Here is a 15,793-nt window from a genome sequence, read left to right as displayed (position 1 = left end):
GAGTCAGATAATTTCTTTACGTAAGTATTTGTTTTAAATGAGATATGCATACCTCACATTGTTGCATCATGATAAATTTTCTTAACAAATTCCCTATGGAAACAAGGACATAGTCTAGCGCGCCGTGGCCCACAATTCCCCTATCAAAGGGGGCGTACGTGGGCTGAATTTTTGGGCGTATCATGGGTCGAATGAGGTGGGAGGGCGCCGTGAACGCCAAGGCCTTGATCCACATCCAGCACGACGACACCAACATGGAAGGCATGCTGGAGCTTCCGCACGAGCCGCTCGGCATCGTCCTGTTCGCCCATGGCAGCGGCAGCAGCCGGCTCAGCCCGCGTAATAACTACGTGGCCCGCATCCTGCGCGAGGCCGGCATCGGCATCCTGCTGCTGGACCTGCTCAGCGCCGAAGAAGAAACCCACCCCGACACCCGCTTCGACATCGCCCTGCTGACCCTGCGCCTGCGCACGGCGGCGCGCTGGCTGGCGCGCGAAACGGCCACCGCGCAGCTGCCGCTGGGCCTGTTCGGCGCCAGCACCGGCGCCGCCGCGGCCCTGCGCCTGGCGGGCGAGCCGCATCTGGGCGAGCCCTACCTCGGCCAGCTGATCCCCGGCCATCCCGGCCCCTACCCCTCGATCGCCGCGGTGGTCTCGCGCGGCGGCCGGCCGGACCTCGCCGGCCTCTCGGCCCTGCATGGCGTGACGGCGCCGACCCTGCTCATCGTCGGCGGTAATGACGATGGCGTGATCGACCTGAACCGGCACGCCTTCGATCAGTTGAACTGTCCGCGCGAACTGGCGATCGTCCCCGGGGCCACCCATTTGTTCGAGGAGCCCGGCACCCTGGAAGAAGTGGCGCGCCTGGCGAGCGTGTGGTTCAGCGGGCATTTTGCCCGCACGGGTGTGTCAGGTGACGCAGCTCATTGATGTCAGCTTGAAGCCGCAATCCCGTTCAGCTTTTGCACAGCGTCGGCCGGCAGTTGCAGACTTGCCGCCGCGATGTTCTGGCGCAAATGGGCCACCGACGATGTACCGGGAATCAGCAGGATGTTCGGCGAACGCTGCAGCAGCCAGGCCAGCGCGGTTTGCATCGTGGTCGCCCCGAGTTCTTCTGCGACCTCCGCCAGAATCGAGGACTGCAAAGGCGAAAAGCCGCCCAATGGAAAGAAAGGCACGTAGGCGATGCCATCCTTGGCCAGTTGGTCGATCAGTGCATCGTCGCCGCGATGGACCAGGTTGTACTGGTTCTGCACGCAGGCGATATCGGCAATGCCGCGCGCCTGCCTGACCTGGGCCGGCGTAGCATTGCTGAGGCCAATGTGGCGGATCAGGCCGCGCTGTCGCATCTCCGCCAGTTTGCTGATCTGCGCTTCGATGTCGCCTTCCGCCGGGCCCATCACATCGAACATCAGGCGCATGTTGACCACATCGAGTACGTCCAGTCCGAGATTGCGCAGGTTGTCGTGGACCGCCGCCTCCAGTTCTTCCGGCGATTGCGCCGGCAGCCAGGCGCCGTCGGCGCCGCGCCGCGCGCCGATCTTGGTGACGATGGTCAGATCCTCGGTGTACGGATGCAGGGCTTCGCGAATCAGCTGGTTGGTGATGTGCGGGCCGTAGAAATCGCTGGTATCGATATGATCGACGCCGCTGGCCACCGCTTCGCGCAGGACATCCAGCGCTTCCTCGCGATTTTTCGGCGGCCCAAAGACGTGGGGACCGGCCAGTTGCATGGCGCCGTAGCCCATGCGCTTGACGCTCAGATCGCCGATGTGAAACCTGCCTGCCTGTTTTGCCGTGTCCATGTTTTCTCCTTGAAGCGTGAGTGAATGAACGCAGTCTAGGCCGCTGGGTGTTGTGCGACAATATCTAGCAATTGCACAACTTGTGCCGAAATCAGGACAATCACCATGGCCGATCTGCAGGATATCGGCGCCTTCGTCGCGGTCGCCCGGTATGGCGGCTTCCGCGAAACGGCGCGCATCACGGGCAGCAGCGCCTCCCAGCTGAGCGAAGCGGTGCGGCGGCTCGAGAGCCGGCTTGGCGTGCGCCTGCTGAACCGCACCACGCGCAGCGTCGCCGCGACCGATGCCGGCCAGCGCCTGCTCGAGCAACTGACGCCGGCGCTCGATGCGGTGGAATCCGCGCTCGACGTCGTCAATGGCTTTCGCGACCGGCCCGCCGGGCGGCTGCGGCTCAACGTGCCGCTCAGCGCTTCCCGGCTTGTGCTGCCGCGTATCGTCCCGCCCTTCCTGGCGGCCTACCCGGATATCGTCCTCGATGTGGTGGTCGAGGACAGCTTCGTCGACCTGCTGCGTTCGGGCTGCGACGCCGGCATACGCTACGAGGAGCGGATGGAGCAGGACATGGTGGCGATACCCATTGGCCCGCGCCGCCAGCGTTTCGCCCTGGCCGCAGCGCCAGGCTATCTCCAGAAGCATGGCCATCCGAAGCGGCCCGAAGATCTGCTGGACCATGTCTGCCTGCGCGGACGCTTTCCCAGCGGGTCCATGCCCGCCTGGGAGTTCGAACAGAAAGGCAGGAAAGTGAGCATCGAACCCAAGGGGCCGCTGATCGTCACCCTGGGCGCCGCGGCCGATCTGGCCGTCGATGCCGCCACTGCCGGCAGCGGCCTGGTGTATCTGTTCGAGGACTGGCTCAGGCCCAGCTTCGATCACGGCGAACTGGAACCGGTGCTCGAGAGCTGGTGGCCTTCCTTCTCCGGACCGTCGCTGTACTATCCGGGACGCCGCTACCTGCCCGCACCCTTGCGCGCTTTCGTCGATTTCATCCAGACCATGCGCTGGTAAAAAAAAGCGGCCCGAAGGCCGCTGAAAAGGGAAAGCCCTTTACTGCAATCAGCGCGGCAAGTCCGACGTCCCCATCAGGAACTCGTCCACTGCCCGCGCGCACTGCCGTCCTTCGCGAATCGCCCACACCACCAGCGACTGGCCGCGGCGCATGTCGCCCGCGGCGAATACCTTGGCCACAGAAGTCTGATACGAGGTCTCGCCGTCGACGGTCGCACGCGCATTGCCGCGCGCATCCTTCTGCACGTCGAAGGCGTCCAGCACCTGCTGCACCGGCGATACAAAACCCATCGCCAGCAGCACCAGGTCGGCCTTCAGTTCGAATTCGGTGTTCGGGACTTCGCTCATCTTCCCGTCCTTCCACTCGACGCGGCAGGCGATGACCTTCTCGATCTTGCCGCCCTTGCCTTCGAAGCGCTTGGTCGCGACCGCGAAATCGCGCTCGCAGCCTTCTTCGTGCGAGGACGAGGTGCGCAGCTTGGTCGGCCAGTAGGGCCAGACCAGCGGCTTGTTCTCGTGCTCCGGCGGCATCGGCATCAGTTCGAACTGGGTGACGCTTGCGGCGCCATGGCGGTTCGAGGTGCCGACGCAGTCGGAGCCGGTGTCGCCGCCGCCGATCACGACCACGTGCTTGCCGGTGGCCTTGATCTGGTCCTTGACCTTGTCGCCGGCGTTCACGCGGTTCTGCTGCGGCAGGAAGTCCATCGCGAAATGCACGCCCTTCAGGTCGCGGCCCGGCACCGGCAGGTCGCGCGGCTGCTCGGCGCCGCCGGCCATCACGATCGCGTCGTAGTCCTTGACCAGGTCTTCCGGGAAGATGGTCTCGCGCGCCATGTTGCTGACCGTGGTCGGGAAGTCCTTGCCGATCAGGGTGCTGGTGCGGAAAGTCACGCCCTCGGCCTGCATCTGTTCGACGCGGCGGTCGATCAGGCCCTTCTCCATCTTGAAGTCGGGGATCCCGTAGCGCAGCAGGCCGCCGATGCGGTCGCTCTTCTCGAACACCGTCACGTCGTGGCCGACGCGCGCCAGCTGCTGGGCCGCGGCCAGGCCGGCAGGGCCCGAGCCGACGACCGCGACTTTTTTACCCGTCTTGGCCGCTGCCGGTTGCGGCACGATCCAGCCGTTTTCCCAGCCCGCATCGGCGATCTTGCGCTCGATCGACTTGATGCCGACCGGGTCCTCGTTGATGCCCAGCGTGCAGGCGGCCTCGCAGGGTGCGGGGCAGATGCGGCCCGTGAATTCCGGGAAGTTGTTCGTCGAATGCAGGTTCTCGACGGCGTTGCGGTAATTGCCGTGATAGACCAGGTCATTCCAGTCGGGGATCATGTTGTTGACCGGGCAGCCCGTGTTGCAGAAGGGGATGCCGCAGTCCATGCAGCGCGCACCCTGGACCTTGGCCTGGTCGTTGGTGAGCGTCAGCGTGAATTCCTTGTAGTTCTTCAGGCGCGCGGCAGGTTCCAGGTGGTCTTCTTCCTGGCGCTGAAATTCCATGAAGCCGGTGATTTTACCCACAATATTTTCCTTATCAGTTCTTAGGCAGCCAGCTCGATCTTGTCGTTCGCCTCTTCCATGCTGGAGTTGTGCATCTCCTCCAGCGCGCGCTTGTACTCGGTCGGGAAGACCTTCACGAACTTGCCGCGGCTGGTGGCCCAGTCGTCCAGCAGGTTGCGGGCGCGGGTCGAGCCGGTGTGCTTGAAGTGGCGTTCGATCAGGCGCTTCAGGATCGCTTCGTCGGATTCGCGCTCGCCGTTGCGGGTCTGGGCGTGCCAGGTCGACTTGTCGCCCTGCTCCTTGGTGGACAGCACGCGCTCCAGGTTCACCATGGTCATGTTGCACTTCTGCTCGAACTCGCCCTTCGGGTCGTACACGTAGGCCACGCCGCCCGACATGCCGGCTGCGAAGTTGCGGCCGGTCTCGCCCAGCACGACCACGGTACCGCCGGTCATGTACTCGCAACCGTGATCGCCCAGGCCCTCGACGATGGCCGTCGCGCCCGAGTTACGCACCGCGAAGCGCTCGCCGGCCACGCCGTTGATGAAGGCTTCGCCGGAGATGGCGCCATACAGCACCGTGTTGCCGACGATGATGTTGTCGACCGCCCAGCCGCGGAATTCCGTGTTCGGACGCACGATGATGCGGCCGCCCGACAGGCCCTTGCCGACGTAGTCGTTACCCTCGCCGACCAGGTCGATCGTGATGCCGGCTGCCAGGAAGGCGCCCGCCGACTGGCCCGCGGTGCCCTGCAGCTGGATGTGGATGGTGTCGTCCGGCAGGCCGGCATGGCCGTAGCGCTTGGCGACTTCGCCCGACAGCATGGTGCCCACGGTGCGGTTCAGGTTCCGTACCGGCGAGATGAAGGACACGCGCTCGCCGCGCTCCAGCGCCGGTTTCGCCTGCGTGATCAGCTTGTGGTCCAGTGCGCGGTCCAGGCCGTGGTCCTGGCCTTCGCTGTGCAGCAGGGCGCGCGGGCTGTCGACCTTCGGCTGGTAGAAGACGTTGGTGAAGTCCAGGCCCTGCGCCTTCCAGTGCTTGACCGCCTTCGACTTATCCAGCAGGTCGGCACGGCCGATCAGTTCGTCGTAGGTGCGGATGCCCAGCTGCGCCATCAGCTGGCGCGCTTCTTCGGCGACGAAGAAGAAGTAGTTCACCACGTGTTCCGGCTTGCCCTGGAACTTGGCGCGCAGGACCGGGTCCTGGGTTGCCACGCCCACCGGGCAGGTATTCAGGTGGCACTTGCGCATCATGATGCAGCCCTCGACCACCAGCGGCGCGGTGGCGAAGCCGATTTCGTCGGCGCCCAGCATGGCGGCGATGACGACGTCGCGGCCGGTGCGCATCTGGCCGTCGGCCTGCACGCGGATGCGGCTACGCAGGCCGTTCAGCACCAGCGTCTGCTGGGTCTCGGCCAGGCCCAGTTCCCACGGCGTGCCGGCATGCTTCACCGACGACAGCGGCGAGGCGCCGGTGCCACCATCGTGACCGGCGACGACCACGTGGTCGGCCTTGGCCTTCGAGACGCCGGCGGCGACGGTGCCGATGCCGACTTCCGACACCAGCTTCACCGAGATCGAAGCGCTCGGGTTGGCGTTCTTCAGATCGTGGATCAGCTGTGCCAGGTCTTCGATCGAATAGATGTCGTGGTGCGGCGGCGGCGAGATCAGGCCCACGCCCGGCACCGAGAAGCGCAGCGAGGCGATGTACTCGGACACTTTATGGCCCGGCAGCTGGCCGCCTTCGCCCGGCTTGGCGCCCTGCGCCATCTTGATCTGGATCTGGTCAGCCGACGCCAGGTACTCGGCGGTCACGCCAAAGCGGCCCGATGCCACCTGCTTGATCTTCGAGCGCAGCGAGTCGCCCGCTTCCAGCGGGATGTCGGCGACCACGCGGTCCGAGCCCAGGATCGAAGCCAGGGTCTCGCCCTTGGCGATCTTGATGCCCTTGAACTCGCCCATGTAGCGCGCCGGGTCTTCACCGCCTTCACCGGTGTTCGATTTGCCGCCGATGCGGTTCATGGCGATCGCCAGGGTCGCGTGGGCTTCGGTCGAGATCGAACCCAGCGACATCGCGCCGGTGGCGAAGCGCTTGACGATTTCCTTGGCCGGCTCGACTTCGCCCAGCGGGATCGCCTTGCTCGGATCGATCTTGAATTCGAACAGGCCGCGCATGGTCAGATGGCGCTTGCTCTGGTCGTTGATCAGCTGCGCATACTCTTTATAGGTGCTGAAGTTGTTCGAGCGGGTCGAGTGCTGCAGCTTGGCGATGGCGTCCGGCGTCCACAGGTGGTCTTCGCCGCGCACGCGGTAGGCGTATTCGCCGCCGACGTCCAGGTTATTCGCCAGCACCGGGTCCTTGCCGAAGGCCAGGTGGTGCAGGCGCAGAGCTTCCTCGGCCACTTCGAACAGGCCGATGCCTTCGACCGTCGACGAGGTGCCGCGGAAGTATTTGTCGACCAGCGACTTGTTCAGGCCAATGGCTTCGAAGATCTGCGCGCCGCAGTAGGACATGTAGGTCGAGATGCCCATCTTCGACATCACCTTCATCAGGCCCTTGCCGACTGCCTTGGTGTAGTTCTTGGCCGCGTCTTCGGCCGACATCGGGTGCGGCAGGTGGGCCGCCAGGTCGACCAGGGTTTCCAATGCCAGATACGGGTGCACGGCTTCGGCGCCGTAACCTGCCAGCAGCGCGAAGTGGTGGGTCTCGCGTGCCGAACCGGTTTCGACGACCAGGCCGGTCGAGGCGCGCAGGCCGCGCATCACCAGGTGCTGGTGGACGGCGGACGTCGCCAGCAGGGCCGGGATCGCAACCTGCTCGGCCGACATGCCGCGGTCCGAGACGATCAGGATGTTGTGGCCGGATTTGACAGCATCGACGGCTTCCGCGCACAGCGAGGCCAGGCTCGCTTCGATGCCTTCCTTGCCCCAGCTGACCGGGTAGCAGATGTTCAGCTCATACGACTTGAACTTGCCGCCGGTGTGCAGGCTGATCGAACGCAGGCGCGCCATGTCGTTGAAGCCGAGGACAGGCTGCGACACCTCGAGGCGCATCGGCGGGTTGACGTTGTTGGTGTCCAGCAGGTTCGGCTTCGGGCCGATGAAGGACACCAGCGACATCACCATCGCTTCGCGGATCGGGTCGATCGGCGGGTTGGTCACCTGCGCGAACAGCTGCTTGAAGTAGGAGTACAGCGGTTTCAGCTTGTTCGACATGACCGCCAGCGGCGAGTCGTTGCCCATCGAGCCGGTCGCTTCCTCGGCCAGCACGGCCATCGGCGCCATCAGGAACTTCAGGTCTTCCTGGGTGTAGCCGAAGGACTGCTGGCGGTCCAGCAGCGAAATGGCGGCCTTCTCGCCCTGGGCCGGCGTGTCCTTCACGCGGCTCTGCGCCAGCTGGCTCTCGGTGACCTTGATTTCGTTGAGCTTGATGCGCACCGACTTGATCCAGGCCTTATACGGCTTGGCGTTCGAATAGGTGTCCTTCAGTTCCTTGTCGTCGATGATGCGGCCGGCTTCCAGGTCGATCAGGAACATCTTCCCGGGCTGCAGGCGCCACTTCTTGACGATGCGCGATTCCGGGATCGGCAGCACGCCGGATTCGGAGGCCATCACCACCAGGTCGTCGTCGGTGACGACATAGCGCGCTGGGCGCAGGCCGTTGCGGTCGAGGGTGCCGCCGATGTGGCGGCCGTCGGTGAAGGCCATCGCGGCCGGGCCGTCCCACGGTTCCATCATTGCGGCGTGGTATTCGTAGAAGGCGCGGCGGTTCTCGTCCATGGTCGCATGGTTTTCCCAGGCTTCCGGGATCATCATCATCATCGCCTGGCCGATCGGGTAGCCGGCCATCACCAGCAGCTCGAGCGCGTTGTCGAAGCAGGCGGTGTCGGACTGGCCTTCATAGATCAGCGGGAACAGCTTGGGCAGGTCCTCGCCCAGTACGGCCGACTTCAGCATGCCTTCGCGCGCGCGGGTCCAGTTGAAGTTGCCCTTGACGGTGTTGATCTCGCCGTTGTGCGCGATCAGGCGGTACGGGTGGGCCAGCGGCCATTCCGGGAAGGTGTTGGTCGAGAAGCGCTGGTGCACCAGGGCCAGCGCGGAGACGCAGCGCGGATCCTGCAGGTCCTTGTAGTAGACGCCGACCTGGTCGGCCAGCAGCAGGCCTTTATAGACCACGGTGCGCGCCGACATCGACGGCACGAAGAACTCCTTGCCGTGCATGAGCTTCAGGGCCTGGATCGCGTGGCCCGACGATTTGCGGATCACGTACAGCTTGCGCTCGAGCGCGTCGGTGACCATCACGTCCGGGCCGCGGCCGATGAAGATCTGGCGGATGATCGGTTCCTTGGCGCGCACGGTCGGGGACATCGGCATTGCGTCGTCGACCGGCACATTGCGCCAGCCCAGCACGACCTGGCCCTCGGCGCGCACGGCACGCTCGATTTCCTGTTCGCAGGCGATGCGCGACGCGTGCTCCTTCGGCAGGAAGACCATACCGACGCCGTATTCGCCGGGCGGCGGCAGCTCGACGCCCTGCTTGGCCATCTCGTCGCGGTAATACTGGTCAGGGATCTGGATCAGGATGCCGGCGCCGTCGCCCATCAGCGCATCGGCGCCGACCGCACCGCGGTGGTCCAGGTTCTTCAGGATCATCAGACCCTGTTCAATAATCGAATGACTCTTGTTGCCCTTGATGTGGGCGATGAAACCGACGCCGCAGGCATCGTGTTCATTGGCGGGATCGTATAAACCTTGGGCAATCATGAGGGACTCCACGGCATTTTGAATAAGTTGAGGACCGAGAATAGTGCAGAGCACAATAAACATCAACCATAACAATTAGGGTCGGAGTCGAATTAAATTTGGAAACTCGTCCTTTAAAAATAAATAGGGACACAGTCGATTCGGGTCTGATCCGGGCTTGCTCAGTACTTGAATCGCAAATTAAATCAATGACTTAGGAGGCGTCGACCGTCTTATCGGAGGTCTGTTCTACGGTTTTCACTTTGAAAGGCCTGCCACGCTTGGCTGGCAGAATCTGCCGTTTGGTCTTTTTTTCGAGCTCGGTCTTGAACGCCAGCGAACCCACAGGCCAGCCTTTCGACAAGGCAGTGCCGATCAACGTCTCCTCGTCGCGGCCGCCGCCCTGCTGCACCAGTTCCGTGTAGGCGGCTTCGCGCTGGAAGGGGGTATTACCGAGGCCCCAGTACAGCATGTGGTCGGTGATCAGCGGATCGGCGCGCACGCCGGCATGGTGGGCGTAGCTCGACCAGCGGTAATCGACGGGGTCGGCCACGAGGCGGGCCTGCACCGGCGCCAGCTCGAGGTAGTGGCTGCAGGCCAGCAGGTAGGATGCGGCGTCGACCAGCGAGGTCCGGAAGCGCCCCTCGAACAGGGTGCCCGAGCGGCCGTACTTCTTGTTGAACCAGGGGACGTAATGGCGGCCGACCTTCTGCATCATCAGCGCCAGCCCGTCTTCGTCCTGGGGCGTGGCCAGCAGGATGACGTGATTCGGCATCAGGACATAGGCATGCACGGCCACCCTGTACAGCCGGGCGCATTCCTGCAGCCAGCCGTGGAAGCGTTCCTGGTCTTCGTCCTCGCGGAAAATCAGCTGGTTGTCGTTGCCGCGCTGGAGGATGAGGTGGGGCTGGTTCGGCAGGATCAGTCGGGGTTGGCGGGCCATGGCGTCTTGGGAAATGAACTCTGTCCCCAATTATATTGGAATGCACGAAAATTGTGCACCGCTATGTCCCTAATTATCGAAAATCGGCTTGAAGATGCCGTCGAAGGGCGGTTCCGGCCACACCAGGCGCCAGGTTTGCCGGCTCTGCAGGTGGATGTACCAGACCTCGACCAGCATGAGGCCGCCATCGCCGTGGCGGTAGGGACTGCCGACCGGCACCTGCCTGGCCAGCCCGCCGCTGACCTGGCCGGTCAGCCAGCGTTCGAAGCTGCGGAATTCGGCCAGGCTGCGGAATCCGTCGACTTCTTCCCAGGGACAGGGAAACCTCATGGCCAGCCTCGTTCGATGACGCGCGAGGTCCCTACTCTAAATGAAGAACCTCGCCGGCCGCATCATGCCAGCGTAAACCCGGCCGACAGGCTGTAACCCTCGCCGTAGGCGCTGCGCAGCGGCAGGTCCTGGCCAAGGCCGGTTCTCGCCTTCTTGCGCAGGCGGTAGACCAGCATGTCCACGCGGCGGCTGGCGTCCGGGTCGTCGCCGCCCATGCCGGCCACGATCACCTGGCGCGGGACCGGCCGGGTATTGATGGTCAGCAGGTGCAGGAAGTTGCATTCCTTTTCGGTCAGGTCGATGACCTTGCCCATCAGCTCGAGCTGGCGGGCGGACACGCGCAGCGTCCACTTGCTCGGCGCCGGCGCCGGCTCTTGCGGGCGCACGCGGCGGTCGAGCGCCTCGATGTGGGCGGCAAGCTCCGGGAACTTGATCGGCTTGGTGAGATAGTGGTCCGCGCCCAGGCGCAGGCCGAGGATGCGGTTGTCGAACGCCACCCGTCCCGTCAGGACCAGCAGGCCGATCTCGGGATACAGCTGGCGCATCCGCGGGATGACATTGAATCCGTCTTCGTCGGGCAGGCCGAGGTCGAGCACCACCACTGCGGCGGGCGTGCGGGTCAGCGCCGCCCACATGTCGCCGGCGGTCGTCGCGATCGTGACCTCGTGGCCGAGCTCCTTGAGGAAGTCAGCCATGTCGCCGGCGTACTCGCCATTGTCTTCAACTATCAGTATTTGCGTCATGGGTTCTTATTTATTATTCCCGAATCTCTCTCGTCGGGCGGCTACCCCCGTAGGCCGCCCCGATTATCACTGCTGGTTTCGCTTGAGGCAAGACCTTTCCCCGGAACATCCTGTACCGGCAGCCACAAGCGGAACTCCGCCCCACCCTCCGGCGGTGTCACGTGCTCCAGCGTGCCGCCATGGACCTCGATAACGGAACGGGCCATGTACAGGCCCAGGCCGCTGCCCGGCAGGCCGGCGGCATTGCTGCCACGATAGCCCTTGTCGAAGATGCGCGGCAGGTCGGCCGCAGGTACGCCCCGGCCGGTATCGCGCAGCGCCAGCTCGACACCATTGCCGGCGCGCCGCCCCAGCACGGCAAGAACACTGTCGGGCGGCGTGTAGCGCACCGCGTTTTCCAGCAGGATCTTCAGCGCCAGGCGCAGGCCGGCGGGTTCGCCGCGCAGCTGCGCGGGCAATGCATCCGCCGCCAGCGTCACCTTGCGGCCGGCCACGCGCGCCTGCGCCACCACTTCTTCCAGCAACAGGCGCGGCGCCACGGTATTCGCCTGGCGCTGGCGCCCGATCGCCGCCATCCGCTCCGGCGACAGGTACTCGTCCATCATCGCGATCAGGCGGTCGGTGGCGGTAGCGATCTTGCGGTGGCGCTGGCGCGTCGGCTCGTCGGCGTTCGCGTTCGTCGCTTCCAGGCGCTGGATGGCGCCGTCGATGGTCGACAGCGGTGTGCGGAACTCGTGGTTCAGCATGCTGGCAAAGCGCTTTTGTTCGCGTTCCTGCTCGCGCCGCGCCGACAGGTCGCGCACGACGCCGGCCAGCGCCTGCGCCCTGCCCGTCTCGTCCAGCAGCAGGGTCGAGATCACTTCCACCGGCACCTCGCGTCCATCCGGGCGCCGCAGGTCGAACTCGCGCGCGACGCGCAGGCGCGAGCCGTCGCCGGCGGCGAAGCGGCGCAGGCGTTCCTGCAGGCCGGCACACAGCGGCGCCAGAGGGCCATCGGCATTAGTTGACAAATGTTCATGAACATCAGGAACGCCATAGCCCAGCATATCGTTGACATGCGGGCTCAAATACACGGGCAGGCCGCTGGCGCAATCGATGATGAAGACGAGATCGCCGCCGAGTTCGGCGATGGTGCGAAAGGCATCGGCTGTGGCCAGCGTGGTCGTGGGCTGCGCATCGTCGGGCGGAAGAACGGAAGCGCTGCGGGCCATGGATACCTTCACGAAAGTTAATAAATTTCAGTCAAGAAGTATAGTGCGCTGTTTAGCGATTTGTATAGAACAGCTGCTCCAGACGTTGCTTTGGGCACGCAGAGTGCATATTTTGGCATGTTTTGTAAGGACAAAAGCAACATTAGAGGTGCTGAGCCTTGCAAATCGGGAGTTTTCGAGCAGATTGTTAGCGCAAAGATGCTAAGTACGCGGAGGCGGGGAGTCGTGCCGGGCGATGCCCGCCACGACGATCGATCAGTCTTCCAGCGGTGCAAAAATCGCCTGCAGGTCTTCCTGCGTCAGCGCCATCTTCTGCGATTCGCCTTCGGAGAGGATGGACTGCGCCAGCTCCGACTTCTTCTGCTGCAGCAGCTGGATTTTCTCTTCCAGCGTGCCCTTGGCGATCAGCTTGTAGACGAACACCGGCTTGTCCTGGCCGATGCGCCAGGCGCGGTCGGTGGCCTGGTTCTCGGCGGCCGGGTTCCACCACGGGTCGTAGTGGATCACGGTGTCGGCCGCAGTCAGGTTCAGGCCGACGCCGCCGGCTTTCAGGCTGATCAGGAAGATCGGCACCGCGCCTTGCTGGAAGGCGGCCACCTGGGCCGAGCGGTCGCGGGTTTCGCCGGTCAGCAGCGCGTAGCGGATGCCGCGCGCTTCCAGCTCTTCCTCGATCAGCGCCAGCATGCTGGTGAACTGCGAGAACACCAGGATCTTGCGGCCTTCGCCCAGCAGGTCGTCGATCATCTGCATCAGGTCGATCAGCTTGGCCGACACCGCCGCAGTGTTCTTCTTCCCCGGCATGGCTTTCACCAGGCGCGGGTCGCAGCAGACCTGGCGGAGCTTGAGCAGCGCCTCCAGGATCACGATCTGGCTGCGCGCCACGCCCTTGCGGTCGATTTCCTCGCGCACCTTCTTGTCCATCGCCAGGCGCACGGTCTCGTAGAGGTCGCGCTGCGGACCGGAAATCTCGATGCGGCGGATCATCTCCGTCTTTTCCGGCAGTTCCTTGGCCACATTGTCCTTGGTCCGGCGCAGCAGGAAAGGCTTGATGCGGCGGTTCAGCAGCATGCGGCGCACCGGATCGTCCTGGCGTTCGATCGGGTGGCGGAACTGGCTGTTGAAGGTCTTCTCGTCGCCGAGCAGGCCCGGCAGCAGGAAGTGGAACTGCGACCACAGCTCGCCCAGGTGGTTTTCCAGTGGCGTGCCGGACAGGCACAGGCGGTGGCGCGCGTTCAGCGAACCGGCCGTCTGCGCCGCCTTCGAGCGGGTGTTCTTGATGTAGTGCGATTCGTCCAGGATCACCAGGTGGTACTGGTGCTCGCGCAGCTTTTCCTCGTCGCGCGGCAGCAGGGCGTAGGTGGTCAGCACGATGTCGGCGCTGTCGATCTGGTCGAACAGCTCCATGCGCTCCTTGCCCTGCAACAGCAGCACTTTCAGGCTGGGGGCGAAGCGCGCGGCTTCTTCCATCCAGTTCATCATCAGGCTGGTTGGCGCGATGACGAGTGCCGGGCTGGTCAGACGGCCCGCTTCCTTTTCGGTCAGGATGTGGGCGATCGTCTGCACGGTTTTACCGAGACCCATGTCGTCGGCCAGGATGCCGCCCAGGTCGTACTCGCGCAGGAATTGCATCCAGGCCAGGCCGTCCAGCTGGTAGTCGCGCAGGGTCGCCTGCAGGCCGGCCGGAGCGTCGACCTTTTTCACCTTGCCGAACTGGCTCAGCTTGCGGCCGGTTTCGCGCAGGCGTTCGCCGCCGGTCCAGGTGAACTCGGCGCCGCGCGCCAGCTCTTCCAGGCGCGCCGCGTCCAGCGTCGACAGCCGGACCTTGGCCTTGATCTTGTCGTTGAAATACAGCTCGCCCAGGGTCGACAGGATGGGTTTGACGCGGCCCCAGGGCAGCGCCACGCGCACGCCGTCGGGCAGGGTCGCCAGCATCTGGTCGGCTTCCTGGTGCGCGGCCAGCACTTCCGGATTGAAATCCAGCGGCGCATTGCGGATCAGCTGGACCAGCACCGGCAGCAGCGGCACCCGCTTGCTGTTGACGACGATGCCCAGTTCCAGCTCGAACCAGGCATTGCCCGCTTCCGCCGGCTCGTCGATGTCGGCATACCAGTCCTCGACCGGCACCACATCGTAGCGGTACTTGGCCGATTTCTGCACTTGCCAGCCGAGATCGGTCAGGGATTCGAGGTCGTTGCCGGCAAAGCGCAGCCACTGCGCCTGGCCGTCCAGCAGCAGCGCGCCGGACAGGGTGCTCAGCGGCGCCGTGGCCGGCTTGCGGAAGCCCATCTTGTTCAGGATGTCGAGCGCTTTCGCCTCGGCGGCTTCGTCGCGCGCGATGATCTCGGTGACGTCGCCGATCTGGCGCACCACGCGCTGGGCCGGGTCGAAGGAAATGCGCTGGCCGTCGTAATCGAAGGCCAGGACCGCGAAGTCCTGCCAGCGCTGGCCGGTGCCCTCCGCGACAGGGATGGCGTCCAGCATCAGGTGCGGCACCGGTTTGACGTCGTCGCGCAGGCGCTGGGTGAGCGGCTGCGGCAGCGGCATCAGCTGTTGCAGGCCATGCGCCAGCAGCAGCTGCGAGACGCGCTTCTTGTCGTTGCCACCCAGCGCCGGGGCTTGCGCCACCAGTGCCTGCAGCTCGGCCAGCGAGATGTCGATGCCGCCACGGTTGAGCTCGAGGGGACCGCAGGACAGGTTGTCGATATACCACGGCGGATCGGTCGGCAGCATGTAGTCGACCAGGTCGGCGCCGGCATGGGTCGCGCCCTTGGCCGGTTCCACCGACCAGCCGAGCTTGGCCGTGCGGCCTTCGTCGCGCCAGGCCAGGCTGGCCTTGCGGATCGGACCGGCCTGCAGCGGATACAGCAGGCCATTGGTCATGTCCGACCACGAATTCGCCCACAGCAGCTTGCCCTGCGCCAGCAGCTGCTGCAGCAGGATGGCGCCGACTTTACCCTTGGGCTCGGTGGCGCTGGTGCTCTGGTTGGAACCGCTGCGCATGGCGATGAAGAAACGGACCAGGTCCTCGTCGTCACCTTCCAGGTAGGCGGGCGGCGCCGACAGCAGCGAAAACACTTCGCCGACCGGGCTGGCCGCGGCCACGTCGCCGTTCGGGCGCAGGCGCGCCTTGCACAGGCACACCGCGACATGGCGGCCGCCGCTGGTCGGGGCCATGACATAAACGAATTTGTACTGGACGGCTTTGGGGTCGGCGACTTCCGCGGTCAGCTTGGGCTGGGGATGTGCTGCCGCTTCGACCCTTTGCAGCCAGCTCAACACCGGGGCGGGCAAGGCCGGGGCGCGGGCAGGCGCTCGGGCTGGTGGTGCCTCGCTGGTGTCGTCGCGATGAAGATCAACTGTGTGCATGGGTCTCACGAGTCTGTATGAAGAAAAACAACAACCGATATTATCGTTCATGCGATCCGTTCTGTTTTGTTCGGAATCGCACCTTGCCAAGAAATCTTTACCGCTCGAAAGAATGCAAAAGAGAGAAAAGTTACACGGTTCCGCGCTTTTGCACCACC

Annotated in this window: 10 protein-coding genes; 2 read left to right on the top strand and 8 right to left on the bottom strand. The window is 64.6% G+C overall.

Going from position 1 to position 15,793, the window contains the following annotated elements; all coding sequences use genetic code 11:
* Nucleotides 1-191: 191 nt before the first annotated feature.
* Nucleotides 192-929: a dienelactone hydrolase family protein gene (locus tag AC07PE_RS17870; RefSeq protein WP_498766850.1), complete on the top strand. Its 738-nt coding sequence runs from the start codon at nt 192-194 to the stop codon at nt 927-929.
* Between the two features lie 2 nt (nt 930-931).
* Here the strand turns inward: AC07PE_RS17870 and AC07PE_RS17865 are convergent, their stop codons facing one another.
* The gene (locus AC07PE_RS17865; protein ID WP_498766848.1) at nt 932-1,804 is read right to left on the bottom strand and encodes an aldo/keto reductase family oxidoreductase; all 873 of its coding nucleotides are present in this window, start codon (nt 1,802-1,804) and stop codon (nt 932-934) included.
* A gap of 105 nt (nt 1,805-1,909) precedes the next feature.
* Between AC07PE_RS17865 and AC07PE_RS17860 the strand changes: the two genes are divergently transcribed.
* Nucleotides 1,910-2,809, top strand: a complete 900-nt coding sequence (locus AC07PE_RS17860) for a LysR family transcriptional regulator (protein ID WP_498766846.1) — start codon at nt 1,910-1,912, stop codon at nt 2,807-2,809.
* 48 nt (nt 2,810-2,857) lie between these two features.
* Here AC07PE_RS17860 and AC07PE_RS17855 read toward each other — a convergent pair whose 3' ends face one another.
* From AC07PE_RS17855 to AC07PE_RS17825, 7 genes are all read right to left on the bottom strand, one after another.
* Nucleotides 2,858-4,321 (bottom strand): glutamate synthase subunit beta, encoded by a 1,464-nt coding sequence (locus AC07PE_RS17855; RefSeq protein ID WP_498766844.1) that lies wholly within the window; start codon nt 4,319-4,321, stop codon nt 2,858-2,860.
* Between the two features lie 20 nt (nt 4,322-4,341).
* Nucleotides 4,342-9,063: a glutamate synthase-related protein gene (locus tag AC07PE_RS17850; protein ID WP_498766842.1), complete on the bottom strand. Its 4,722-nt coding sequence runs from the start codon at nt 9,061-9,063 to the stop codon at nt 4,342-4,344.
* A 193-nt stretch (nt 9,064-9,256) separates the two neighbouring features.
* Nucleotides 9,257-9,985: a transposase gene (locus tag AC07PE_RS17845; protein WP_498766840.1), complete on the bottom strand. Its 729-nt coding sequence runs from the start codon at nt 9,983-9,985 to the stop codon at nt 9,257-9,259.
* A 69-nt stretch (nt 9,986-10,054) separates the two neighbouring features.
* Nucleotides 10,055-10,315, bottom strand: coding sequence for a hypothetical protein (locus AC07PE_RS17840; protein WP_498766838.1), 261 nt, complete (start codon nt 10,313-10,315; stop codon nt 10,055-10,057).
* A 62-nt stretch (nt 10,316-10,377) separates the two neighbouring features.
* Nucleotides 10,378-11,058: a response regulator transcription factor gene (locus AC07PE_RS17835; RefSeq protein WP_435572718.1), complete on the bottom strand. Its 681-nt coding sequence runs from the start codon at nt 11,056-11,058 to the stop codon at nt 10,378-10,380.
* Between the two features lie 41 nt (nt 11,059-11,099).
* Nucleotides 11,100-12,269: a PAS domain-containing sensor histidine kinase gene (locus tag AC07PE_RS17830; protein ID WP_498766835.1), complete on the bottom strand. Its 1,170-nt coding sequence runs from the start codon at nt 12,267-12,269 to the stop codon at nt 11,100-11,102.
* Nucleotides 12,270-12,524: 255 nt separating this feature from the next.
* Nucleotides 12,525-15,635, bottom strand: coding sequence for a DEAD/DEAH box helicase (locus AC07PE_RS17825; protein WP_498766833.1), 3,111 nt, complete (start codon nt 15,633-15,635; stop codon nt 12,525-12,527).
* Nucleotides 15,636-15,793 lie beyond the last annotated feature (158 nt).

The organism is Telluria sp. GW821-FHT07G12 (assembly GCF_059418525.1).
The sequence above is the reverse complement of the archived record's forward strand: the minus strand, read 5'-3'. Positions and strand labels throughout refer to the sequence as shown.

Excerpts from the sequence above, each read along its gene's own strand:
- AC07PE_RS17870 (WP_498766850.1), top strand. The coding sequence starts at position 192 with ATGAGGTGGGAGGGCGCCGTGAACGCCAAGGCCTTGATCCACATCCAG.
- AC07PE_RS17865 (WP_498766848.1), bottom strand. The coding sequence starts at position 1,804 with ATGGACACGGCAAAACAGGCAGGCAGGTTTCACATCGGCGATCTGAGC.
- AC07PE_RS17860 (WP_498766846.1), top strand. The coding sequence starts at position 1,910 with ATGGCCGATCTGCAGGATATCGGCGCCTTCGTCGCGGTCGCCCGGTAT.
- AC07PE_RS17850 (WP_498766842.1), bottom strand. The coding sequence starts at position 9,063 with ATGATTGCCCAAGGTTTATACGATCCCGCCAATGAACACGATGCCTGC.
- AC07PE_RS17845 (WP_498766840.1), bottom strand. The coding sequence starts at position 9,985 with ATGGCCCGCCAACCCCGACTGATCCTGCCGAACCAGCCCCACCTCATC.
- AC07PE_RS17840 (WP_498766838.1), bottom strand. The coding sequence starts at position 10,315 with ATGAGGTTTCCCTGTCCCTGGGAAGAAGTCGACGGATTCCGCAGCCTG.
- AC07PE_RS17835 (WP_435572718.1), bottom strand. The coding sequence starts at position 11,058 with ATGACGCAAATACTGATAGTTGAAGACAATGGCGAGTACGCCGGCGAC.
- AC07PE_RS17830 (WP_498766835.1), bottom strand. The coding sequence starts at position 12,269 with ATGGCCCGCAGCGCTTCCGTTCTTCCGCCCGACGATGCGCAGCCCACG.
- AC07PE_RS17825 (WP_498766833.1), bottom strand. The coding sequence starts at position 15,635 with ATGCACACAGTTGATCTTCATCGCGACGACACCAGCGAGGCACCACCA.